Consider the following 20,199-nt stretch of genomic DNA (forward strand, 5'->3'; position numbering starts at 1 on the left):
GTCAGGATGCCTCTCTGGGCCTCAGCCCGATCTTGAGCCCCCGCGCATCTGGTCCATCAGGAATGTGTTCGCGCTCCATCTCGATGACCTCGCAGCCCACACAGCGGTGGGGCTCGGCCACGTACGCGAAGCGGTCGCCGCCCTGGCTCTCGTCCCACTCCGCCGCCCGGGTCCCGCAGGTGTCACAGACGCTGCGCTGGTACGCGAGGTAGGCCATCGCCTTCGCCCGGTCCAAAGCCGTCCACCGGCCGTCCCCCGCACTCGTGAACTGCGAGTGCGGGAGTCCGTAGGCGTGGCACAGCTCCATCTCGGCCCTGAACTGGGCGTCGGCGATCAGCCTTTTCCCAGGTCTGCCCTCATGGTCTGGTTGACCAGCAACGCGGCCGTGAACAGGGCCTTGGCGTCCGCGTCGCTCCAGCTGTCGAGGAGTTCCTGCGCCTCCACCTCGCTCATGCCGTCCACCGAGGAGGCCGAAACGAGAGCGGCAGGGAAGGTCTCGACGTTGTACTCGTGGCCGAGATCCGCCTGCTCCTCCGTGGGGGCGTGCTCGCGAAGCAGTTGCTCCCAGGCGGGTCGCGGCAGAGCCCGGAAGGTGAGCTTGAGGGTTCCGGCTACCAGGGCTTGCCGGGCCTCATCCAGCACGGACTGGGCCGCCAGCACTTCCGGTTGAGCGAGCGCCCACTTCTCACGCTCGTCGGCTGGTACCTCCATGTCGGAGGCACGGCCAACGGCGCTGGTGCGGGTCTTGGCCATGTCGAGCGCCGCATCGGTGACGCGCTGCTTCAGGTTCTGGTCGTCGAGGAAGGACACCGCGCGTTCGGGAAGTCGACGGGCCCGCAGACGGGCCATCTTGGCCGCCCAGTGCGGATCGCGGGCAACGGCATCGGCCGGCGGTTCAACGAAGGTCGTAGTCATGCAGCACCCCCGCCGATCACGCCGCGGCCGGGACGGGCACGTCCTGGACGGGCTTGCCAGTCACGTTGAAGCTGACCTTGAACTTCGCCGGCTCGGAGGCAGTCGTGTACGTGCTCGACCGGGAGCCGACGCGCACCGGGAAGATGTCCATGGACTGCGACGCCGGGATGTCGCCCTTGCGGAGGATGACCACGTAGCCCTCGGTCCCCTTGGCGAGGAGCGTCTCCAGGGCGTTGTCGACCTTGTCCTCGTAGAAGGTGAGGCTGGAGTTGTCGGCCTTGTCCTCACCAGGGATGTTGCCGGTGAACTCGGTCGCCAAGTCCGGTGTATCGATGGGGGTGTTCTCGACGGCGAAGCCCTCGATGTCGCTGATGGCCGGGGACAGATCGGTCCCGTTGGTGCCGCCGAGCTCCGGACGGATCGGGATCAGTTGCTTCGAGACGATGTCCTTCAGGAAGAAGAACTTCGTGGTGCCGCGACGGGTGAACCGCTGCTGTGACACTGATTCTCGCTCTCCGGGAGCCGGTGTTCCGGAGCGCGCACACGCCGGGCCGGTCCCCATGAAGGGGGAATCGGCCCGTGCCGGGTGGCCGGGCGTCCGCGAGATGCCTCCGCGGTGAGGTAGCTGGAACGTCAGGACCCGAGACTGGTCACAGTGAGGACGTACCGCTGCACATAACTGTATACGCCACCGCTGACAGACATCCCTTCCTCCTTGTCCAGCTCGCGGTCGATCACGATGTACCCGGTGATGGTGATGGTGTTGACGTACATTCCGCTCACGCGCGCGAGGAGCGCGGTGCGGACCTTGTCGGCCATCCACTCGACCTGTTCGGCGGTTGAGGCGACCGAGGTGACCTGGACGAGCACGCGGGCGTCAGCGTCGCCATCGCCGTAGGGCGGGCCGCTCGTAGTCACGCCCAGCGGGTAGAGGACGCTGTAGGGAATCGTGGCGCCGGTGGGCGTACTTGATGCCGTGGGGGCGGTCCCGTACCCGCAGCTTCGGGCGGTTGCTGCGGCCAGTGTCTTCTGGATCGCGAGGGACACTTCTCTGCCGGAGACGGGCACTACTCCTCCTCTACTCCTGCGGGGGCGGCGATCTGTCGCCGGGCGGCGTGGCGGTCGCTCACGAGTCGTCGTCGATCGTGTCGCCGAGCGCGGCGATGAACAGCGGCCGGATCTCCTCGACAGCTGGCCCGACGTGCGGGTAGGGCGGCTGGTTGAAGACGCGCCCCAGGCTGTCGGCGCCGACGAAGCCGTACTCCAGGCGTCGGGCCTGGGGCTTGTTCGTGCCGACGACCGCCGTGACGGAGAGCCCGTCCGTGGACACCTCGTGCGTCCAGGAGCGCCGGTAGTCGCCCGTGGGCGCGTTGGGGCCCGGCCTGCCGCTGGCCTTGGCCTTGATCCTGGTCTCCAGCAGCATCGCGTAGTGCTGGACGGTGGCCGTGACCTCGGGCAGAGTGCGCGCCGCCCTGGCGTCGAGCTGCGCGGCGATCTGGAACGCGTTCGAGTAGGCGCCCGCCAGAGGGTGGGCGTTGGGGTGCGGATTCAGCGAGGACGCCACCGACTCACTGCCCGTCTTCCGGTTCCGGCTCGCCCCACTGACCGAGGGCCCACTCCCGCAGGAGGGCGAGCATGGCGCCGGTCAGCTCGTGCGGGTGGCCGTCCATGAGGTCGTGACGGTCGAGCGCGGCCTTCTCCAGTTCGGCGGGACTGATCGCGGACAGGAAGGCAGCCGCTGCCGGGCCAGGGTCCGGCGGGTCACCGATGACGACGTGCGCCAGGCCCTCGAACACACCGGTGGCCGTGGATCTCGGGGAGAGTTCGACGACCATCCGCGGTACGTCCCCCGCGCGGTGGGCCAGTGAGTATGCGGCGAGGTCCCGGGAGACGTCGTGACCGCCGATCTCCACGACGGCGGTTTGCCCCTGCCCGGTGACGCGCACCGACAGGGGCTCACCCTCGGGAGAGATAGGTTTTGAACTCTGATGTGTTGGCATCTATCTGAGGTTACGGGTATCCGGTGACAGCCCAGTTCGCCGACCGTCTACGGAGGGGTGATCTCGTCGAGGCGGGTCACCCGAACGATCTCGACCGTGGACGCCTCCGACGGGTCGAGGACCTGCCACACCCGATTCGCTGTCGCCGCGTGCTCGCCCGCTGCGACGACAACTTCAACGCGGTCGTACCGCACGGGAACGGGCGCCGAGATCGGCGTGAGGAGCCGATACCAGCTGACCGTGTCGTCCAGCCATTCCCGCCCGAGAACGTGCTGCGCGGTGACCTGTCCATGACCGGACAGGACAGCTCCCGGTCCCTCGTAGACCGGCTCCGCCGGCACAGACCCCAGGAGGCCTGTCGAGAGGTCGAGTTGAGGAGTTCCCGTTGGACGGGTAATCCACACCATGTCCACCAGCAGCGTCGCCTCCAGCCTCTCCCGCTCCGCCTCTGTGTCGATCGGCGTGCTCACGAGGTACTGCCCGACGTACTGGACTGGGTGTTCTGGTCCAAGAACGTCGTGCGGACCACGGCCAGAGTGGAGGTCTGTCCGACGTCGAGGACCCGCCACGTACGGCCGATCGCTGCCGAGTCGGCGGCGTTGACGACGCTCACCGTGTCCTCACGCGACGCCACTGGGGCGTCCAGAGGCGTGATCAGTTTGTACTTCGACGTGGAGTCGTCGACGTACGCCTGACCTTCCAGGTGCAGGACGATCCCTGGATCACCGTTGGGGAAGATCCCGCCATGTCCTTCGTAGATGATGATGGGCGGGCCTGGCTCGTACTGGCCTGTGTCCGGGTTGAAGATCGGCTCGCCCGCTCTGCTGATACGTACGGTGTCGGTAAGAATCTTGCGTTCGACCAGGGCGCTGACGGCCCCCAGCGTCAGCCCTTCAGTGGGTGTACTCATGGTCATGACTCTATTGGCCCGCGCCGACAACTCCAGTTGCCCTAAGGGCACTTCACCACTGCCCGAGCTTTCACTGGATGCCGGTCCCCGTGGAGACGGCCGACCGTCCGCTCAAGTTGGCGAGCCGCGGTCGGCATGCTGTTGGAGTGCGTACGTGCGTTGCTCGCTCAGGTGGGTTACGACGTACCGGTGCTGGGCGCAGTTGAGGGCGACGTTCTCGACTGCGGGTAATAGCCGGTCCTCCGCGTGGACGACGACACCGTCTTCCGCGTACCAGCGGACGGCATGGCCGACGAGACGGGCGGACACAAGCCGGGCCGTACGGCATTGCCATCCTGTCGCACTGGCGGCAAGAAGCTGGTCGGCGACTTCTCCGGGCGAGTGTTCGGTCGCGTCGGCGGTATATCCCTCCCGCAGGCCGAGACCGACAAGGACATCGTCAAGTACGTGCCCAGGGACCGGGGCCCAGCCGGTTGCCGCGACGAGTCGGCGCACGGCGGCGGCGCATGCCCGCGCATCCGGCGTGCCGTGGGTGCGGCTCGGGTCCCTGTACAGCACCACCTCTGCCACAGGGTCGTCGGCCGCACCTGGCAGGAAGGCCGCTACCGGCCAGGTGCGAGCCAGCTCGACAAGCGCGTGCCGGATTCGCTCGACCGGGGCCGGGGCGGGCAGTCGCAGTGATCGTGTCCACGCCCCCTCTGCGGCGGCGACCTCGGTATAGAACGTCGGCATAGGACGACTGTGCGGCAAGTGGGCTCTCTCCGGGGGAGGTTCGCCAAGGTGCGCTGGGTGTTCGCCGCCTTCACTCAGACAAGGGAACGGAGGTTGCGGGGCACCCGGGCACGGGCTGTCGGGCCTCGACTTCCGCCATGAGGTGCGACACGGAGCAGCCGTACGCTAAGCACACCTTGACCAAAACCGTCATCGTCGGACTGACTTCCGCTCGCTCAATCCGCGACAGCGTGGAACGGCTGACGTCGGCGCACTCTTCAAGGTCGTACACCGACCAGCCGCGCTTCTTGCGCAGATCGAGAAGCACGCGTGCCAGCTCGGTCTTGAAGTGCTCGACGTAGCTCGCATCGGCGGCTGCTTCGCCTTGATCGGGGCCCGGAACGCCCAGTTCGTGTGCAGGTTGGAGGCCGCCGCTACGAGTCGATGATGAGGGGCTGGCCGCCTTCCAGCCGACCGGACCAGTACCTGTCGTCACCGTCTCGTGGGGCTCGGATGGCGATGCCGAACCGTTGGGCGATGTTGTTGGAGTCACGGAGGCTGAGGGTTCCCTGAATGGTTGCGGTGCGCTGCTCGGCGTCCCAGTCGACGGAGCGGACCGTGGGCAAGCCAAGCCACGCGAGTCGGCTGCGGATGTCGTCGGTGGTGACCGACACGGGGACCGCGGCCGAGCAGCGTCCGCGCTGGATTGCCGGGCAGTGGTTGGCGACGCAGGTCGGGGTGGCGTGGATGCGGTGTGCGTCCGGACGCTGGAGAACGTACGCCAGGGCACAGGAGTTGGTCTGGAAGATGGGGTGGCCGGGGTAGCGGGAGGGAAGGGACTCCAGCAGGTCCCACGTCTGACGCGGCCATACGGCGTCGGCCGATTCGAGGGGCAGTTCCTCGGCGCCGAGTTCGGGCCACAGTTCCGTCATCTGTCCTCGGGCGCCACGCTTGACCTTGAGGCCGACGGCCACCGAGCAGGCGGCGTAGCGGGCGGTCCAGTCCATGACATGGGTGATCGTTTCGGGGGCCGCGTTAGCCGGCATCAGCGGGCGCCAGTAATGGACGACCGGGATGCCGTTCCGGTGGAGGAGCGGGAACGTCTCACGGAGTGCTTCGTGGTTGATCCCCCGCTCGATGTCGGGGCCCAGGCCGGAGTAGCTGAGGTAGACGATGACGGGCAGCCCGGCGGTGCGGGCGCGGAGGATTGCGGCGAGCACGTCGTCGGTGATGGCGCACTTGGTGATGAGACAGACCGGATTGCGCAGGCCGCTGTCGGTGAGTTGGTCGAGCAGGCCGATGAGGTGGGCGCGGTTGGGAGGTGTGGCCAGGGCGTCGGTGCAGGTGTAGAGGGCGAGGACGGCCTGCGGGTGGTAGTACGGACTGGCCCTCAGCAGATTCACCGTCTGCTCGGGCGTGGCCAATTCCACCGGTTTGACGAGGGTCTGGCCGCGGTCTTTGAGGTAGCAGTAGCCGCAGTCCTTGGGGCACCCCTGGACCGGATTGACGGCCAACCAGGTCTCGTGCTGGTCGATGACCGCCTCGAAGACGCGCTGAGCAGGCAGTACGGGGGTGGGCAGAGTGGGCACTGGTGGGTCCCTTCGGGAAGGGCCGCGTCGTCCGCCGCGTCCACGGAGCAGGTGGACGACGCGGGAGTGCGTCAGACGGGCCGAGTGGTGATGCGGGCTCCGACCGCGGCCAACTTGGCGACGGGCTGTTCGTAGCCACGCTCCAGGTAGCGGGTTCCGGAGATCGTGCTCGTGCCGTCGGCGACGAGCGCGGCGAGGACGTAGCCGAAGCCGGCCCGCAGGTCGGGGATGACGAGGTCGGCGCCGAGCAGGCGCCGAGTGCCGCTGATCTTGGCGGTGTGCTGGAAGTCCCGCCCGTGGAAGCGGCAGGCGACCGCTCCCAGGCACCGGGTGGTGAGATCCACCGAGGCGCCCATGGCCCGCAGTTGCTCGGTGTAGCCGAAGCGGTCTTCGTAGATGGTCTCGTGAACGACGGAGGTACCGGAGGCCTGAGTGAGCAGGACGGTGAGCGGCTGCTGCCAGTCCGTCATGAAACCGGGGTGGACGCCGGTCTCGACGTCCGTTGCGGTCAGGGAACGTGCCCGCCAGAACGCCAGCCCGTCCTTGGTCTCGGCGAAGTCGCCGCCGATGTGCCGCAGCGTGTTGAGGTAGGTGACCAGGTGTTCCTGGCGTGCACCGCGGACCTCGATACATCCGTCCGTCGCGATGGCGGCGGCGGCGAAAGAGGCGATCTCGATGCGGTCGGCGATGGTGGTGTGCTCGACACCGCGCAGTTCGCGGACGCCCTCGACCATGATGGTGCGGTCGGTGTTGATCGTGATGAGGGCGCCCATTTTCTGGAGCATCAGGATCAGGTCCACGATCTCTGGCTCGACGGCCGCGTTGGAGATCACGGTGGTCCCGGAGGCGCGGACCGCCGCCAGGAGAAGGTTCTCAGTCGCGCCGACGGAGGGGAACGGCAGGTCGATGTGGGCGCCGGTGAGCCGGTCGTCGACGTGGACCTTCACGGAGGTGGGGTGTTCCGCGATGTCCGCGCCCATCTGGCGCAGGCCTTCGAGGTGGAAGTCGATGGGGCGTTTGCCGATGGTGCAGCCGCCGGGCAGCGGGACGATCGTCTCGCCGCGGCGGTGCAGCAGGGGGCCCATCATGAGGATCGGGATGCGGTTGACGCCGGAGTACATGGCGGACAACGACGTTTCCCGTACCTCGGGTGTGTGCACCTGAACCGAGTGCTCGCCGAGCCAGGTCACCTGAGTGCCCAGCTCGGCGAGCATGCCGAGGACGAGGTCGACTTCCAGGATGCGAGGGACACCGTGCAGCACGCACGGCTGGTCGGTCAGCAGGCCCGCCACGAGTTGCTTCGTGACGGCGTTCTTCGCGCCCGACGCCGTGACGGAGCCCTCAAGCGGTACGCCACCCGTGATGCTGTAGGTGTGACGATCGGCTGCCATGGGCTGCTCCAACGCGCTGACGATATTCATCTGGCGATGTTCCTAACGGTGGCATTCGGCGGTTTACGACGGAATATCCGCCGTAACAATCACGTCGGAACCCGATCAGTGAGATAGGACGATACCGGTGGGATGGCGGTTGCATCGCTCAGGGCCAGCCGTTCGGCCCCCCGGTACAGCCGGTTCGGGTAGACCACCCCGCCGGTCACGGCAGCCTGCAGAACGGCCGTACGGGCACTCTCCTCCAAGCGCAGCATGAGGTCGGCGGTCTCCTCCAGCTGGCGGCCGACGGTGAACGCACCGTGCCGGTAGAGGGTGAAGGCGAGCCCGTGCCGCTCCATCTCCTCGGAGCGCGGCGCGATGATCTCCTTCAGTTGGGGCCGGTAGTGCAGGAGGGTGACGGCGGCGACGTCGGGGCGCTGCACCATGCCCTCGGGCAGTTCCAGAGGCACCGGGTCGGTGATGAAGTCCGCCTTCACGGCGCTGTCGTCGGCGTGGAGACACGGGATCTCACCGAATGTGTCGGCCCGGTTGGTCACGGAGGGGATGGGCAGGCCCAGGGAGGCGAAGGTGAGGGAGTAGGGGGCGTGTGCGTGCACGATCGCGCCGGCGCGGGGCAGCATCGCGTAAAGGTCGAGGTGCATGGGGGTGCCGGAGGCGCCCAGGCCGCCGGTCTGCTCGACGATCTTCCCGTCCGGGGCCAGCACGATGAAGTCGCGCACCGAGGCATCCCAGCGGTCGAAGGCGAGCCGCGTGCAGGACATGAGGATGTTGCCGTCCGGCAGGCGCACCGACACGGCACCGCCCGCGGGGTTGAGCAGCTCCCACCTCTTGAGGTCCGTCAGGACGGCCAGGAGGTGCTTGCGCTCGGTCTCGTAGTTCACGGGGTGACTCCTTCGGTCCGAGGGGTGAGGTGATATCCGGCCGTGGGCGGATGCAGGGTGCTGCCGGGCGGTATCCAGGCGGTGGGCACCGTGATCCCGGCGTGAACAATCGATTCGGCACCGACGAGCGTTCCGGGGCCGAGCACCACGCGGACGCCGACGCGGGCGCGGTCCCCGACGATGGCGCCCCACTTCGGCAGACCGGTGCTCATCCGCCCGCCGTCCGGCAGGCCGAATTCCACCGGGCGGGAGGGATAGAGCATGTCGGGGTTGGACAGCAGGCATACGGCGATCACCAGGCCGGTCGCGAAGTAGGCGTGCTGTCCGATGACGGAGCAGGCGATCGTCGCCCGGTGGGAGAGCACGCTGCGCTGTCCGATGACGCTGCGGGAGATCTCGCAGCCGTAGCCGATGTGGACCCGCCCGGAGATCACCGTGCGGCCCCGCACCGTGGAGTATTCGTGGATCCGGGCTTCCGGGCCGATCACGACGTCCGGCGCGACGCTGGCCAGGGGGGACACGTATGCGCTGGGGTGGATGCGCGGCTGATCGCCGAGGTTGGCGCGCACCAGGTCGTACACCGCACCGGACACGTCGCCGATCGCCGCGATCGGCTCACTGTCGAGGACATCCGCACCCCAGCCCTTCAGGTATGGGTCGTCCCCCAGCCGCAGCACATCCCCGAGCAGGGGGCCGTCCTTGTTCACCGTGCCGTCTCCAGCGCGCGCGGACGGGGCTGCTGACCCATCACCAGGTTCAGGAACTGAGCCGCGCACCGGCCAGGGGTGTACCAGGATTCGGCGAGGGCTCGGGCGGCGCTTCCCATCTGGCCAAGCTCATGGCGGTACAGCAAGGCGTCGGTGAGCGTGGCCACGAGGTCTCCCGGGTCGTCCGGGGCGTAGACCATGCCCGTGAGGCCGTCCACGACGAGCTCGGGGCTGGCTCCCGCGTCGGGAACGATGGACGGGATGCCCGCGCCGGCCGCGTCGATGACGCAGCGCCCGAAGCCCTCCTGGAGCGCGGCGGTCGCCAGGGCGTCGTACCCGGCCAGGCGCTGAGGCAGGTTGTCGACGTATCCCATGAAGCGCACCGGAGCGGTCAACTCCCGTACCAGCTGCTGGAGTTCCTGGTGATGGGAACCGGGCTCGCCGAAGACATCCAGCATCACGGCAGTGGAAAGGCGCGGATCGGCGACGGCGCGCACCAGGACGTCCAGGCGTTTCCAGGGGACGGTCCGGGCGACCGAGGCGATCAAGAGTTTTCCGGTGTGCGGCCGGGTGCGGGGCGGCACCTGCACGGGGATGGTGACGCCGTTGGGGATCGCGCTGACGAATCGCGCGCGTGGGGCGTTCTCACGCAGGGCGGCGGAGGATGCCTGCGAGATGCCCACCCAGACCGGCACGGCGGACAGCAGCTCCCAGGGCATCTGTCCGATCGTCCGCTCGACCAGCTCGCCTGAGTGCGGGTCGATCACGCGGAGAACCTGGTCCCGGTTGACGACGTGGCGCACCACGGGGATGACCCGGGCGGTCGGAGCGATCGTCACATCGGCGGCAGCCGTGCGGTGATTGGAGATCACCACGACCGACTGCTCCTCGGGCAGCGACGTGGCACGGATGAGGGCCTGCCGGTAGCCGCTCCAGTCGGTGACCTCGTGCACGGGCACGGGGACGGGGCTCTCGGCGGGAGGGCCGCCATGACGCCACCAGACGACCTCTACGTTCGGCACCAGTCGGGCCAGGTGCGTAGCAAGCTCGATGACCGAGTTCTCCGCCCCTCCGCGAGCGGTGGAGAGCCAGGTAATGACGACACGTGGGATCACAGAATGCCTCCTGGGCGGAATTGAGCCGCCGGTACGGTCCGGTGGACCTGATGGGTGATCAGCAGTCGAATCGTGTGCGAGGTGAACCGGCGCTGGGGCCCAGGGGGTTGTAGCCCCAGCGCCGTGCCTCCGCCCGCACCGAATGCCTTTCGTACGGGCGGAGCTGTTACCTGCCCAATGGCCAGGGCGGATGCCATCCGGGCCACCGGGCAGGGGCTATGCGGCCTGGTCGGTCACAAGTGATCCTGTCGAGAAGTGATCGGTCTGGTCGGTTTCGTGGGGCCCTTCGCTCCCGGGCCACCGTCTGGTCCCGGGGAACGAAGGGGGTTCACATCGCCGTCAGGGCACGGCGCGCGATGCTCCGAAGCGGGGCATCGTCAGGTCAACTGCGGCTGCCGGTATCGGCGGTGGAGAACCGAGCGCACCATTCGGCCGGATTCTCGGCCTGATGGAAGGTGGGAACGAAGACGAGGTCCGGGTCCGACCAGAGCCGGTTGAAGGATTCAAGTCCGTGCGTTTGGACGATATCGGCCACCGCGCGGGCTCCATCGCCATACATCTGCAGAGACTCTTCACGCCCCTTGATCTGGTAAAGGGCTTCCAGATATTTCGGTTCGGCATGCTTTTCATTCGGGCCGAGCGGCACCTCATAGCCCAGAAGTCGCGTGGTGATCTGCCGGTCCGCCCAAATGGCATGGCCTTCCATCAGGAACGACCAGTGCAGATTCTGACTCCGGCGCAGATGAGGGAAGAAACTGTCCTGCAGCGTGAACAGCCGTCCCTTTCCGGCCTCGTGCTGAGCACCATGAACCAACTCGTGTCCCAGTGTCTTGCACAAGAAGTCGTCGCCGACGAGCAGACCCGCCTTGGCCAGGGTTTCCGGCAGGAGCAGGATGTGCGGACGGCCATGCCTGTCCTGGAACGTCTGCGCGCCAATCATGTCCTGCGCTGCTGCGCGGCTTCGCTGCCGGTCCTTCAACGCACGGTTGGCCACCATCGCAGCCCGCGGGCCGATTTCGAGTTCCTTGGCCTCGGAGACCAGGAACTTCTTCTCTTCCCGCTGGCGCAGCTTCAGCCACGCCTTGGCCTTCATGAGCCGGATGGTGAGGGCCTCGGGCATCGGGAGAGAGGTGACCGTCTGCACCAGGGGAAGAACCTCCGGGAGCATCTTCTCTATTCGACGTCCGAGTTCATCGAACTGTACTCCGGCTTCCTGGTGTACTGCATACGTCATGATGCCTTATTCCTTGATGTTGGGCGGTCATTTACATTTCCCGCAAATCCGGGTGCGCAAGGTGGTTTTGACCAATCGGGATCAATACCGAATTCCAGCTCCTGCGGTTTGATCTGCCAGGTGGTTTCCCACGCCAGGCTGCCGAGCAGTAGCCGGTCTAGCCCTTCGTCCCCCGGGCCACCGTCTGGTCCCGGGGAACAAAGGGGGTCCGCCTCTCCGTCACCGACGGCACAGCCGGGGCTGTGTGCTCGGCGGCGAAGTGCGGTCCCGCGCGCGGCAGTTGGCGACGACGGGGCTGCCGCGCGCGGGGGTCTCAGGCGGGGGCCGGGTCGGGCTGTGTCCAGGCGGCCTCGGCCGCGAGACGTTCGGACCACTGGATGGAGGGGGTGCCGAGGGCGGTGTTGGCAAGGTGGATGCGCTGGAACTCCCCAGTGCCAGCGGGCGAGTAGGTGTGTTGGCAGTCCCGGAACACGCGTTGGACCAGGCTGCTGCCGTTCACGGCATAGGCGCCGTGCAGTTCCATCGCGTCCTGCGCGGAGGCGACGGCGAGCTGGTGACCGGTGTGCTTGGCGCCGATCAACTCGCTGTCGCAGGACGCCCTGTTGTCGAGGAGGTGGACCGCGCTGTAGGCCGTGGTCAGGGCCGTCTGGTAGCGGGCCTGCATAGCGCCGAGCCGGTCTCGTACGACGGGGTGGTCGGACAGATACCCGGCGTAGCGCGGCCGGGCACCGAGAAAGTCGGCGGTGGTCGCAACGAGGGCTTCGTGGATGCCGAGACTGACTGCGGTCAGGTTGGGGCGGCCGTAGACGATGCTGCTGCTCTGCGCCACGTACAGGCCCTGCCCGACCTCTCCGAGCACGTTGGCCGCGGGTATTCGCACTTTGTCGAGGCGGAGGCAGCCGGCCGTGAAGCCGTGCAGACCCAGTCCGGCACTGTGCGGGGCGAGGGTCACGCCCTTGCGGTCGTGCTCGACGAGGAACGCGGTCAGCGCGCCGGACGCGGAGACACCCGCCTCGGCCGTGCGGGCGACGACCACGTGGACGCGGCTGATGTGCGAGTTGCCGATGTGGGCCTTGATCCCGCTGATCACCCAGTCCTTACCGCGGCGTTCGGCGACGGTCTCGATGCCTCCGATGTGGCCACCGGCGAAGGGCTCGGTGACCGCGATCGACGGCAACAGCGACCCGTCGGCCACCTGCGGCAGCCACTCCTCCTTCTGGTCGGCGGTGCCCCAGTTCTGGATCGCGCCGACCGGGATCAGGCTGGCCTGAAGGATCGCCGCCGCCGCGGCCGAGACGACCGCGGTGCGGTGGATCAGCACCGTCTTGGCGACATGCCCAGCGCCCATCCCTCCGTACCGGACGGGGATGGTGACCCCGAACCAGCCCTGCTGCGCGAGGAGTTGGGGAATGCGGCGCTCCACCTGGTTCGGGGACGCTTCCATGTGCTCGACATCGGGCGCGATGCGCTCGGCGATGAAACGCTCCGCCATCGCCCACAACGCGTGGTGGGCGGGGGTGAGGTAGGGGGTGAGTGCGATCGGCGGTGTGGCGGACATGGTCGTCTCCCTCTCCCTGTACGGGGTCGCAAGGCGGATTGCGGCCGGGCTCGGCCCCTCAAGTGGGGCTGGCGGACGGCGGGGCTCAGTGCGCGAGGGCGCCAGTGGTGAGGGTGTGCAGGACGTCGGCGCCGGTGGCCTTGACGATGTCGAGGATGCGGCGGGCGTCCGAGCGCGGGCGGGCCTCAGGGTCGACGCCGCACACGGTGCCGAGCACGATGCCGCTCTCCCGGTGGATCAGGGGTGCGCCGAAGTACGACCGGACGCCGATGGCGTCGACGACGTAGTTCCCAGAGAACCGCGGGGAGGCATGGACGTCGGCCAGGGGCAGGGCCCGCCTGCGTTTGACCACGGCGGGGCACCAGCCGTGCTCACGGTCCATGGTCCGGTCGAGAATGATGTGCCCGCTGTCGGCCGGCGGGTTGTACAGGCCGACGAAGGTCTGCTGGTCGAGGAAGATGTTGACGAACCCGTACAACAGGCCGCTCTGCTCGGCGAGTTGCAGGGCGAACTGGTCCATCACCTCGTCCGCTCCGGTGGGGATGCCCAGACGCTGGATCAGCTCCTCGCGGGCCTGCTCCTCGGCGATCTCCTGGGCTTGGGCCTCGCTGAGCGTCTCCTGCCCCGCGCGGATCACGCCGGGCCCGGGAACGAGCAACTCCCGCTGTGCGGAACGGGGTTGAAGTAAGCCGGGTGTCCAGCGGACCATCGCGGGCGGCGGGGGCGTCTGGGGGTGCTGTGTCATCAGGCGTCCAAGAGGGTGGTGGTGGATGGGGTCTGGGACAGGGCGTGGTCGACGAGGCGGATCAGCACGCGGGCGACCGAGACGGCCTGTCGGGCGTCGCACGTCACGACCGGCAACTCGGGGGTGAGGTCGAGGGCTTCGCGGACCTCGTCGAGGGGGTAGCGGTGGGCGCCGTCGAACTCGTTGACGGCCACGACGAACGGCAGCCGGGTGCGTTCGCAGAAGGTGACCGCGTCGAAGCTGGAGTCCAGGCGGCGGGTGTCGGCCAGGACCACCGCGCCCACGGCGCCGCGGGCCAGGTCGTCCCACAGGTCCATGAACCGGTCCTGGCCCGGTGTGCCGAACAGCATCAGTTCCATCGGCACCGGGACGTCGAAGGTGATGCGGCCGAAGTCGAAGGCCACCGTCGTGGTGGTCTTGGCCTCCACCCCGGCCAGGCTGTCGGTGGGGGCGCTGGCCTGGGTGAGGTACTCCTCGGTGGCGATCGGGGTGATCTCGCTGACCGCGCCCACGGCGGTGGTCTTGCCGACCCCGAAGCCTCCCGCGATGAGGATCTTCAGCACGGCCGCGCTGCCCGCTGGCCGCAGTACGGCGTCAGGGCGGGACGGGTCAGCTGGCCCGGACATCGGCATCGGTCCACTTGAGTGCGAGACCGGCACGGACAGCCTCCAAGAGCTGGGGGGACGGGCGGTTCCCGGTCGGGGAATCGGTGGACGTGTAGGGGGTGGTGACGGGCAGCACCAGGACGCGGGCGTCGACGAGATCTGAGATCAGCACCCGCACCGCGCTCAGCGGGAGACGGACGGTGCCCGCCACTTCCGCGACCGACCGGCGCCGTGTCCGGCACAGCTGCGTGATCTGCCGGTATTCCCCCTCCGCGAGCCCCGGGCCGCCTCTGCCCGTGCCGACTTCCAGCACGGTCTCCGGACGGAGCACATGCCGGGCCCGCGTACGGCCCCCGGTGACGTAGTAGGGCCGTACGAACGAGGCGCCGGGTGGGGTGGACGGTGGCGTGTCCTGGCGGGGCCTGGTCATCAGGCGCTGCGGACGGCCGCGACCATGTACGGGGCGAAGCGGTCCACCAGAAGGCCCATCTCGTAGCCGACGGTGCCCGCGCTGGCCTCAGGTTCGGTGATCACGGCGAGCACCGTGGCGACCACGCCGTCCTTGTTGCCCGGCTGGTTGGGGAAGGCGGCGCTGGTTCCGGCGATCGACACGAAGAGCATGCCGTCGTCGCGTTCGACCACGGTCTGTTTCATCGGCGCCGCGCCACCGCGGGGGCCGGGGACGTTCTCGGCCAGCGACGCCAACGTGGCCAGCGAGGCGGCCCACTTGTCGGCCCAGTCCTTGTGGATGCCGCTGTCGACCATCCGCAGCCCGTCACGGGAGATCAGCAGCGCGTGCGTCACGCCGGGGACACGCTCCACGAACTCCTCCAGCATCCCGGCCATCTGCCTGCTCGGGTCGTCCGATCCGTGCGCGGCGGCCGTGATCTTGTCGCCGCCGTCCGGTCGGGATGTCTCGTGGGTCATAGGGAATCGCTCCAGGGGATACGGGCCCGCCGCCGTGACCGGGGCAGGCCATCAGTGGGGGGGTTAGGGGTGTGAGGCCGGGGGCACGGCCCCGGTCGGGCCGTCCTGGGTGCGGCCGGCATCGAAGCTGCTGCGGAAGGCTTCGGCCAGGTCGTAGCGGGGAGCCACCGCCGCAGGCTGCGGCCGGGACGGTTCGGGCGCTGCCGGCTGCTCGGCCACCACACGCCGGGGCAACCGCGGCGCAGCCGCCCCCTCGCCGGTGACCGGTGCCGGGGGTGGCGTCCGACGCGTCGCGAGCGCGGGTCGTGCCGGTGCGCTGCCTGCTTCCTGTCCGGGCGGTGAACTTGTCCTGGCGAGCGGTGCCGGAGCAGGGGCAGCTGTGCGGGACGGCACCCCCACGGACACCAGCAGCTGTGCCGGGACGACCACCAGGGCGGTGGTCCCGCCGGTCGGATTCTCCGTCAGCCTTACCGAGATGCCGTGGCGGCGGGCGATCAACGCCGCGGTACGCAGGCCGAGTTGTCCGGCGCGGACCACGTCGCTCATGTCGACCCGGTCGGGATCCGTCAGCAGACGGTTCCACCGCTCCCGGTCCTCGGGTCGCATCGGGATGGCAACCCGGTCCTCGATCTCGACCTCCAGCCCCTTTGCCACACGGTGGGCCCGCATCTGGACCTTGCTGGCGGGATCGGAGAACTGCGTCGCGTTCTCGACGAGTTCGGCCAGCAGGTGTGTCAGGTCCGGTCCTACATGGCGGGGAAGGCCCAGCTCGGCGCCGACCGTCCCGGCCGCGACGCTGACCCGGGCGAAGTGCAGGACCTCCTGCACCGCACCCCGCAGGACCTCCGTCACGCTCACCGGCTGCCGTGCGCTGCGCAGGGACTGCCCGGCCAGGATCGCCTTGCTCTCGATCCAGCGCCGCATCCGCGTCACGAGGTGGTCCAGCTTGAAGATCACGTCCAACAGGTCGGGATCATCGGTCAGGCCCTGCAGACGGTCCAGCTTGTCCAACGCCCGGTCGACCAGCGCGTGTTCACGCTGGGAGAACTGGTACAGCGTCGACAGCAGCAGCATCGCCTGCGACTCGTCGTGCACACGGATCAGGGCGGACACAGCCTGCACCTGCACTTCAGCCAGAAGCGCCACCGCCTCGTCCGCCGAGCCCGCCGCTTCGTACGGCGGAAGACTCTCCGGCACCACCGGCCGGCCGCCCCGGCACAACTCCTCCGCCGCCCACACCACGGCTTTCTCCACCGCAGCCGCCGCCTCGGTGACCCGCTGCACCTGCGCGTCCTGCATCCGCTCCACCGCCGACGCCACCGTCCTCGCCCGGACGGCCCCGACCCCGGCGGCCACCAGCACACCGCACGCAACCGCGGCCAGAAGCGGTCCCGTCGGCATCTCGACGGTTTGCCAGGCGATGACGGCACCGCCCAGCACGGCCATGACGATGAGCAGTGGGGCTGCGACCGCCGCCCGAATCTGCTCAAGCAGGTAGGCGCTTAACGGCGGGCGAGGCCGCCTGCGCCGGCGGTGCGTGACCGGGCGAGTGGGAGACACGCGGTCAGACATGAAAGTCCTCGTGGGTCGGGGTCTGGTAAGAGGCGAGGGAGATCACGGGCAGCAGGCGATACGGGTCTGAGAAGGGGGCATCTGTTTGATGGCGGAACTGCGGACGGATCTCAGCCCCGGACACCAGCAGGCCCCATCTCTTGTCCTTGGCCCACGTGTGCTCCGGAGCCGGGCTGCACACTGTCGCCGAGAGCTCCTGCGTTCGTCGGAAGGCAAGCGCGCCCGCTGTTCGCCGAGCGGCTGTCCATCAGGCCCGCCGCCTCGGCTTCGTTGTTGAGATCGACGACCGATACGTCGCACAACCGACGGACGAGCTGGGAGGCGAGAACCCATGGCGCGCGCACGTGCCCATAAGGCAGGGTCACTTCCTCGGTCTCGCCGTCAACCTTCGCTGGCACGACCCCACCTGTCCCGAATCGGTAGGCAGTTCCGATCACTCCGTGAAGCCGTGGCCTCTTTGCCCGTATGGCGACGTGTCCTCCAGCTACGAGGTGATGGCACTCCTCGATCGCGACTCTGGCGTGTTCCAAGCAGAGCGGAGGCTGCGCGGTCAGTGCCCCCTCCGGCCACCCCGGTTCCATCCTGTGGTCGCTTGGGCGTGCAGCCAGGAACAGGTAGCCGAGGGAGGTCTTGCTTGCCGACTCCAGGCACACCTGGCACCGAAGACGCATCATCGCGTCGCGCTGCCGAGCAGGGTGCACCTCGCCGAACTCCGGGGTGCCGACTGGCATACCGTCCTCAAGCAACTGCGAGCAGCGCGCCCAGAGCACACCCCTGTGATCGCGATCCCCAGGCCCCTCGTCGAGATAGCGCAAGCCCGTGAGACGGGGCAGCACACCGAGCATCAACGCCAAGTCCCCTACTTCGCCGCGGCGACGTGTGATGTACGGGATCACGTTGGGACGTGCCGGTCGGCGGGGCACGTTGTCGCTGCCGAGGATCGGCGTATCAGAGCGCGCAGTGGTCATGCCGCACTCCCGGCAAGTGCCTCGATCGCATGGCTCGACCGTTGGCGCGGCGCGATGCTCTGCCCATCCGGCAGGAGGCCCCCGTTGTCCTCGAATAGAACGACGCCGTTACACAGCAGGCTCCAGCCCTGCTCCGGGTGGTGGGATAAGAGGCGCGCAGCATCTCGGTCCGGGGAACCCGCAGACGGGCAGCTCGGCTCGTGCTGGCAGGCAAGAGCAATGGTGAACCAAACGGTCTTCCCTATTCCGTCCTGCTCAAGATCGGCACCCCAGCTCTTGGTAAGAGCGTCAAGGAGTTGTAGGCCCCGACCACCGTCTTCCAAGAGCGATACGTCTCTCAGCGTCGGCAACGCCGAGGACGAGTCCGCCACACTGACCCGCAGGTCGCCGCCGGAGAGTTCGAACGCGACGGTCACGAAGTCCGTGGGCCCCTTGGAACCGTGCCGTACGGCGTTCGTAAAGACTTCGGTCGTGGCGAGCATGGCGTCGTCGATGATCGTGGGCTGCTGCCAATAGTTCAGCTGTGCCCGTAGCAATCGGCGAACGCCGGCGACGCGTTGCTCGTTCGCCGCGAAACGGGCTTCCACTACGGGGCGGACGGAGACGTTCATGCTGGCCTTCCTGTGCGCTTAGCGTCGTTGGAGGTGAGAGGTCCTCCGCGCCAATGGCCAACGGGGCGCAGCAGATCATTCAGCGCAGGGTTGACGAGCGGAGCAACTGTCTTGCACTGGCGGCGCCGAAGCATCCGGACGGGCCTCCCATGGCGAAGCGGCAGGGGACCCGGCGGGATCATCTGCACGCGCCTCCGGGCGGTGGAAGGACCGAAGAGGGCATCTCCCGCAGCCCAACCCCGAGCGCCACCGACGGATCGGAGGGCCGACTCCGGGGAGGTCGACGAGCTGTTCAGGGTCTGGGGCATCGCGAATGTCCTTGTCATGGGGGGTGACACGCACTCACATCGGGATCGCCGGAAGTCGTCGGTGGACGGGCCTTCCTGGCGATGGGGTTGGAGTATTACAGCGGGTCCTCTCTGGCTGTAACGCTCAGACAGAAAGTGTCCGCATGGCCGTTCCCTGGTGAAGTCACGCCGGGCTTGTCTCGCCGTGTAACTTCCTTGTGGCGGCTACACGCCAGCGAAGGGGACACTGGCTCACTAGTCCTAAAGGAGCACCGAGATGACGGAGAACCCGCCAGAACCGGCCGAGTCGGCTGAAGGGGGAGGGCCCACGGCTCGGCGGCGGCAACTCGGCTTCCGCCTCCTCGCGCTTCGGGAGGCCTGCGGCTGGACAGCCGAGGAGGCCGGGGAACGGGCTGGGGTCTCGAAGGCCACGGTGAGTCGCTACGAGCGCGCCAAGGGCAACGTGCGGTGGAACTGGGTTGACCAGTTGTGCCGGGCGTACGGTGTCTCGGACGAGGAGCGGGAGAATCTGGTCGAACTCGCGAAGAACTCCAAAGCTGTCGAAGGCTGGTGGGTTCCCTACGCCGGTAAGTTGCCCAGCCCCATGCGGCTGTTGCTCGCCCTGGAGGACGAGGCCTCGCGCATCAGCCACCACACGGTGGGAGTGATACCTGGTCTTCTACAGACGCTCGACTACGCCCGGGCGATCAAGGCCAGCCCCTGGGACGCACTGCCGCCTCAAGATATCGACGAGTACCTGTCCATGAGAATGCAACGGCAGCGGATCCTCGACCGACCGTCTCCACCTACGTACCAAGTGGTGTTGGACGAGGCGGTGCTTCGGCGTGAGGTGGGCGGCCCTGAGATCATGTCTGCTCAGCTCGACTATCTGCTGCAACGGGGCCAAGAGCCGCACATCAGCATCCAGGTACTGCCCTTCTCCGCTGGCGCATACAGCGCGGCGCTCACCAGCTTCATCGTGTACGGCGGCTCGGACCCGTCGCTGGACGTGATCTTCATTGAGAACCCGGTCGGCTCTCTGCTGCTGGAAGAGCCGAGTGCTCAGCAGGAGTACGCCGACGCGATCGCCTTCCTGCGCCAAGAGGCGCTGGACACCACATCCTCGGCCGAGCTGATCGCCGAGGCGAGTAAGACGCATCTGCGAAACCAGAAGTAGCGAGGAAATACCCGTGGCCGAACAGCCCCAGCCTGAGTGGTTCAAGAGCTCCTACAGCAACGCGCCCAACAATGAGTGCGTGGAGTGCGCGAACCTGTCTCAGAGTGTCCTGGTCCGCGACTCCAAGGAGCCCGACGGCCCGTACTTCAGCGTCTCCCACGCGACGTGGGCCGATTTCTCGGAAGCCGTGCGCACGAGCACTCTTCGTCGGCACTGACCTGCCGGAGAACGCGAGTCGGGGGGGGGGCGCAAAAGGGACCCCGCCCCCACCCCGGCGCGGAGGGCGCGCCCCA

The 20,199-nt window shown here is 68.1% G+C and carries 25 protein-coding genes and 1 pseudogene; 3 read left to right on the top strand and 23 right to left on the bottom strand.

Annotated features, from left to right (window positions below; genetic code table 11):
• Window position 1 precedes the first annotated feature (1 nt).
• The 8 genes from CW359_RS04390 to CW359_RS04425 all read right to left on the bottom strand — a co-directional run bounded on the left by CW359_RS04390 (window position 2) and on the right by CW359_RS04425 (window position 3,825).
• Entirely contained in the window at window positions 2-307 is a 306-nt protein-coding gene (locus tag CW359_RS04390; protein WP_232838218.1) for a hypothetical protein, read from the bottom strand.
• A 26-nt stretch (window positions 308-333) separates the two neighbouring features.
• A complete protein-coding gene (locus CW359_RS04395) occupies window positions 334-915 on the bottom strand; it encodes a hypothetical protein (RefSeq protein WP_157968487.1) in 582 nt (193 codons plus the stop codon).
• A 16-nt stretch (window positions 916-931) separates the two neighbouring features.
• On the bottom strand, window positions 932-1,417 hold the full coding sequence (locus CW359_RS04400) for a phage tail tube protein (protein ID WP_105968407.1): 486 nt from the start codon (window positions 1,415-1,417) through the stop codon (window positions 932-934).
• Window positions 1,418-1,548: 131 nt separating this feature from the next.
• Window positions 1,549-1,983: a hypothetical protein gene (locus CW359_RS04405; RefSeq protein ID WP_157968488.1), complete on the bottom strand. Its 435-nt coding sequence runs from the start codon at window positions 1,981-1,983 to the stop codon at window positions 1,549-1,551.
• Window positions 1,984-2,041: 58 nt separating this feature from the next.
• The gene (locus CW359_RS04410) at window positions 2,042-2,479 is read right to left on the bottom strand and encodes an HK97 gp10 family phage protein (protein WP_105968409.1); all 438 of its coding nucleotides are present in this window, start codon (window positions 2,477-2,479) and stop codon (window positions 2,042-2,044) included.
• Between the two features lie 4 nt (window positions 2,480-2,483).
• Entirely contained in the window at window positions 2,484-2,861 is a 378-nt protein-coding gene (locus tag CW359_RS04415; RefSeq protein ID WP_105968410.1) for a hypothetical protein, read from the bottom strand.
• A 101-nt stretch (window positions 2,862-2,962) separates the two neighbouring features.
• A complete protein-coding gene (locus CW359_RS04420; protein WP_105968411.1) occupies window positions 2,963-3,385 on the bottom strand; it encodes a DUF6093 family protein in 423 nt (140 codons plus the stop codon).
• Window positions 3,382-3,825, bottom strand: a complete 444-nt coding sequence (locus CW359_RS04425; protein WP_157968489.1) for a DUF6093 family protein — start codon at window positions 3,823-3,825, stop codon at window positions 3,382-3,384. Before CW359_RS04425 ends, CW359_RS04420 begins: the two co-directional genes overlap by 4 nt.
• 246 nt (window positions 3,826-4,071) lie before the next feature.
• On the opposite strand from CW359_RS04425, the gene CW359_RS04430 reads away from it, so the two are divergent.
• Window positions 4,072-4,506, top strand: coding sequence for a hypothetical protein (locus tag CW359_RS04430; protein WP_105968413.1), 435 nt, complete (start codon window positions 4,072-4,074; stop codon window positions 4,504-4,506).
• A gap of 121 nt (window positions 4,507-4,627) precedes the next feature.
• On the opposite strand, the gene CW359_RS47500 is transcribed toward CW359_RS04430, so the two are convergent.
• The 15 genes and pseudogenes from CW359_RS47500 to CW359_RS46255 all read right to left on the bottom strand — a co-directional run.
• Complete coding sequence (locus tag CW359_RS47500; RefSeq protein ID WP_105968414.1) at window positions 4,628-5,089, bottom strand: helix-turn-helix domain-containing protein; 462 nt, start codon at window positions 5,087-5,089, stop codon at window positions 4,628-4,630.
• Complete coding sequence (locus tag CW359_RS04440; RefSeq protein ID WP_232838219.1) at window positions 4,971-6,125, bottom strand: radical SAM protein; 1,155 nt, start codon at window positions 6,123-6,125, stop codon at window positions 4,971-4,973. The genes CW359_RS47500 and CW359_RS04440 overlap by 119 nt, the downstream gene beginning before the upstream one ends.
• 71 nt (window positions 6,126-6,196) lie before the next feature.
• Window positions 6,197-7,516 carry a UDP-N-acetylglucosamine 1-carboxyvinyltransferase gene (gene murA / locus CW359_RS04445; RefSeq protein ID WP_198655086.1) on the bottom strand — a complete coding sequence of 440 codons (1,320 nt, stop codon included), beginning with the start codon at window positions 7,514-7,516 and terminating at the stop codon, window positions 6,197-6,199.
• 89 nt (window positions 7,517-7,605) lie between these two features.
• Window positions 7,606-8,400 (bottom strand): class II aldolase/adducin family protein, encoded by a 795-nt coding sequence (locus CW359_RS04450; RefSeq protein WP_157968491.1) that lies wholly within the window; start codon window positions 8,398-8,400, stop codon window positions 7,606-7,608.
• Window positions 8,397-9,107 (bottom strand): LbetaH domain-containing protein, encoded by a 711-nt coding sequence (locus tag CW359_RS04455; protein ID WP_157968492.1) that lies wholly within the window; start codon window positions 9,105-9,107, stop codon window positions 8,397-8,399. The genes CW359_RS04450 and CW359_RS04455 overlap by 4 nt, the downstream gene beginning before the upstream one ends.
• On the bottom strand, window positions 9,104-10,222 hold the full coding sequence (locus tag CW359_RS04460) for a glycosyltransferase family 4 protein (RefSeq protein ID WP_105968418.1): 1,119 nt from the start codon (window positions 10,220-10,222) through the stop codon (window positions 9,104-9,106). The genes CW359_RS04455 and CW359_RS04460 overlap by 4 nt, the downstream gene beginning before the upstream one ends.
• 382 nt (window positions 10,223-10,604) lie before the next feature.
• Window positions 10,605-11,456, bottom strand: coding sequence for a hypothetical protein (locus tag CW359_RS04465; protein ID WP_157968493.1), 852 nt, complete (start codon window positions 11,454-11,456; stop codon window positions 10,605-10,607).
• A gap of 313 nt (window positions 11,457-11,769) precedes the next feature.
• The gene (locus CW359_RS04470; protein WP_105968420.1) at window positions 11,770-13,014 is read right to left on the bottom strand and encodes an acyl-CoA dehydrogenase family protein; all 1,245 of its coding nucleotides are present in this window, start codon (window positions 13,012-13,014) and stop codon (window positions 11,770-11,772) included.
• Window positions 13,015-13,099: 85 nt separating this feature from the next.
• A complete protein-coding gene (locus CW359_RS04475) occupies window positions 13,100-13,759 on the bottom strand; it encodes a GAF domain-containing protein (RefSeq protein ID WP_332874960.1) in 660 nt (219 codons plus the stop codon).
• Window positions 13,759-14,385: a GTP-binding protein gene (locus tag CW359_RS04480; protein ID WP_198655087.1), complete on the bottom strand. Its 627-nt coding sequence runs from the start codon at window positions 14,383-14,385 to the stop codon at window positions 13,759-13,761. Before CW359_RS04480 ends, CW359_RS04475 begins: the two co-directional genes overlap by 1 nt.
• Window positions 14,369-14,794 carry a DUF742 domain-containing protein gene (locus tag CW359_RS04485; RefSeq protein ID WP_105968422.1) on the bottom strand — a complete coding sequence of 142 codons (426 nt, stop codon included), beginning with the start codon at window positions 14,792-14,794 and terminating at the stop codon, window positions 14,369-14,371. The genes CW359_RS04480 and CW359_RS04485 overlap by 17 nt, the downstream gene beginning before the upstream one ends.
• A complete protein-coding gene (locus CW359_RS04490; RefSeq protein ID WP_232838220.1) occupies window positions 14,794-15,291 on the bottom strand; it encodes a roadblock/LC7 domain-containing protein in 498 nt (165 codons plus the stop codon). The genes CW359_RS04485 and CW359_RS04490 overlap by 1 nt, the downstream gene beginning before the upstream one ends.
• Before the next feature lie 63 nt (window positions 15,292-15,354).
• Window positions 15,355-16,737, bottom strand: a complete 1,383-nt coding sequence (locus CW359_RS47065; protein ID WP_105968423.1) for a sensor histidine kinase — start codon at window positions 16,735-16,737, stop codon at window positions 15,355-15,357.
• Between the two features lie 1,090 nt (window positions 16,738-17,827).
• A complete protein-coding gene (locus CW359_RS46250; protein WP_232838223.1) occupies window positions 17,828-18,052 on the bottom strand; it encodes a DUF5999 family protein in 225 nt (74 codons plus the stop codon).
• A 12-nt stretch (window positions 18,053-18,064) separates the two neighbouring features.
• Window positions 18,065-18,442 (bottom strand): annotated as a pseudogene (locus CW359_RS46255) (ATP-binding protein); the annotation flags it as partial.
• A 564-nt stretch (window positions 18,443-19,006) separates the two neighbouring features.
• Between CW359_RS46255 and CW359_RS04510 the strand changes: the two are divergent.
• Together CW359_RS04510 and CW359_RS04515 are read left to right on the top strand one after the other, a co-directional pair.
• Window positions 19,007-19,906, top strand: a complete 900-nt coding sequence (locus CW359_RS04510; RefSeq protein WP_105968425.1) for a helix-turn-helix domain-containing protein — start codon at window positions 19,007-19,009, stop codon at window positions 19,904-19,906.
• Between the two features lie 13 nt (window positions 19,907-19,919).
• Window positions 19,920-20,123, top strand: a complete 204-nt coding sequence (locus CW359_RS04515; protein WP_105968426.1) for a DUF397 domain-containing protein — start codon at window positions 19,920-19,922, stop codon at window positions 20,121-20,123.
• The last annotated feature ends 76 nt before the right edge of the window (window positions 20,124-20,199 follow it).

Source organism: Streptomyces geranii (assembly GCF_002954775.1).
GTDB lineage: Bacteria > Actinomycetota > Actinomycetes > Streptomycetales > Streptomycetaceae > Streptomyces > Streptomyces geranii.

What these genes read in the sequence shown, in the direction of transcription:
- CW359_RS04390 (WP_232838218.1), bottom strand. Translation starts at nt 307, where the DNA reads ATGGAGCTGTGCCACGCCTACGGACTCCCGCACTCGCAGTTCACGAGT.
- CW359_RS04395 (WP_157968487.1), bottom strand. Translation starts at nt 915, where the DNA reads ATGACTACGACCTTCGTTGAACCGCCGGCCGATGCCGTTGCCCGCGAT.
- CW359_RS04425 (WP_157968489.1), bottom strand. Translation starts at nt 3,825, where the DNA reads ATGAGTACACCCACTGAAGGGCTGACGCTGGGGGCCGTCAGCGCCCTG.
- murA (WP_198655086.1), bottom strand. Translation starts at nt 7,516, where the DNA reads ATGGCAGCCGATCGTCACACCTACAGCATCACGGGTGGCGTACCGCTT.
- CW359_RS04465 (WP_157968493.1), bottom strand. Translation starts at nt 11,456, where the DNA reads ATGACGTATGCAGTACACCAGGAAGCCGGAGTACAGTTCGATGAACTC.
- CW359_RS04470 (WP_105968420.1), bottom strand. Translation starts at nt 13,014, where the DNA reads ATGTCCGCCACACCGCCGATCGCACTCACCCCCTACCTCACCCCCGCC.
- CW359_RS04475 (WP_332874960.1), bottom strand. Translation starts at nt 13,759, where the DNA reads ATGACACAGCACCCCCAGACGCCCCCGCCGCCCGCGATGGTCCGCTGG.
- CW359_RS04480 (WP_198655087.1), bottom strand. Translation starts at nt 14,385, where the DNA reads ATGTCCGGGCCAGCTGACCCGTCCCGCCCTGACGCCGTACTGCGGCCA.
- CW359_RS04485 (WP_105968422.1), bottom strand. Translation starts at nt 14,794, where the DNA reads ATGACCAGGCCCCGCCAGGACACGCCACCGTCCACCCCACCCGGCGCC.
- CW359_RS04490 (WP_232838220.1), bottom strand. Translation starts at nt 15,291, where the DNA reads ATGACCCACGAGACATCCCGACCGGACGGCGGCGACAAGATCACGGCC.
- CW359_RS47065 (WP_105968423.1), bottom strand. Translation starts at nt 16,737, where the DNA reads ATGGCCGTGCTGGGCGGTGCCGTCATCGCCTGGCAAACCGTCGAGATG.
- CW359_RS04510 (WP_105968425.1), top strand. Translation starts at nt 19,007, where the DNA reads ATGACGGAGAACCCGCCAGAACCGGCCGAGTCGGCTGAAGGGGGAGGG.